We start from the raw sequence: 1506 nt of genomic DNA, 5'->3' as shown, positions 1-1506 counted from the left end.
ATAACGAAAAACCATTAAAAAACACATAAACCAACAAAAAAACAACACAAAACTAAAAAAAGAAAAAACTATCAACAATAAAAAACAAAACCTATAAAATAAAAGCTCCGATGGTGTAGCCAGGCCAATCATCCTGGCCTCTCGAGCCAGGGACCGGGGTTCAAATCCCCGTCGGAGCACTCAAAATACATTTCAATTCTCTAAACACTAACATAACATACCTTTACAATCTAAAAAACATTTATATCTAAAAACAATCGTAAATCAATTAAGCTTATATTCTTTAAATAAAAACTATCGTTTAATTTGAATCAAATTTTTTACAAAAAAACCCGCGTATTATCTTGATAAATTACTATTTATCTATTTTACCTTAAATTATGTTTTGAGATTTCTTTGTGGCTTTAAACTATTATTAGTTTTCTCAAACAGTTCAACAAATCTTTCTAAAATTAGTCTAACAAATAGAGTTTGATTCATTAAACAAAAAATAAATAATAAAATATACGAAAGTTAATCCCATCACTCCAAGGAAATTATTATTTCTCCACCATCTGTGTAAATCTCTACGTTATAATCACCAATGTCTTTAATATTCTCTATTGTTTGCTTTTCATCAGGTGTGATGGTTACATCTTCCCCTGCCGTGATCTCACCACCAAAACCAGTCCTTTCAACAGAATTAAAGTCAGCATCTATTATTGTCAACTTCTCAAATGTATCACCCTCATGCAGAATTTCACCATCTGCATCCAACAAGTCAAAATTTTCACTTGTCACTTCTGACTCAGCTTCTGACCACTCTGTTAAGATGCCTTCTTCGGTTTCTTCAATTTTATCGAGTGTGTAATCTCCCTGCCATGGTTGTGGTGTTCCAGATCCTGTTGCAGCACGAGAAAAGAACCCAGTATCTTCTATTTCGTCATCATCGCTGAATCCAAGTATTGTTTCAACACCATCATCTGACTTTGCTATTGCATCTACATCATCAACAACCCATGCAATAAGACCATCGTCACTCTCCTCAATTTCATCTAAGTTGTCGAAAACATCACTAAAAGACTCGCCCTCAGATATGACGAACCTTTCACCGTCAGCATTTTGATAAAACACACCACCTTTATCTGTCTCCAAATTATCTAGATATTCAAAGTTCTGTTCTTGGTCAAGTTTTATTGTAATTTCTATTTCTTCAGTTACATCTTCTATTGTTTCATCAATTTTTTTATAGTCGTTTAAATCGACCGAGTAATCAAGATTATCACTTTCTTCAACAAATATGGTGGCTTCTCCATCTGAATCGGTTTTTAGGTCACCATAACCAAGTATTTCTATGTCTACTCCTTTTAGCTCTTCACCGGTGTCTTCATCTGTCAGTACGAATGTGACTTCATAGGTTGATACTTCTTGGGTTTTTTCTGGTGTTTCTATTGTTTTTAGTGTTGTTGATTGTTCTCCGTTGTTCCATACTACATATATTTCTTCTTGTTCTGGTTCTAGTTGTAT

At 33.7% G+C, this 1506-nt stretch carries 1 tRNA gene and 1 pseudogene; one reads left to right on the top strand and one right to left on the bottom strand.

Annotated features, from left to right (window positions below):
• Positions 1 to 104: 104 nt before the first annotated feature.
• Positions 105 to 179: transfer RNA gene (locus tag AMET1_RS00010), tRNA-Glu, on the top strand.
• Positions 180 to 522: 343 nt separating this feature from the next.
• On the opposite strand, the pseudogene AMET1_RS07835 reads toward AMET1_RS00010, so the two are convergent.
• Positions 523 to 1506: pseudogene (locus AMET1_RS07835) on the bottom strand (hypothetical protein); the annotation flags it as partial.

The organism is Methanonatronarchaeum thermophilum (genome assembly GCF_002153915.1).
Lineage (GTDB): Archaea > Halobacteriota > Methanonatronarchaeia > Methanonatronarchaeales > Methanonatronarchaeaceae > Methanonatronarchaeum > Methanonatronarchaeum thermophilum.
The sequence above is the reverse complement of the archived record's forward strand: the minus strand, read 5'-3'. Positions and strand labels throughout refer to the sequence as shown.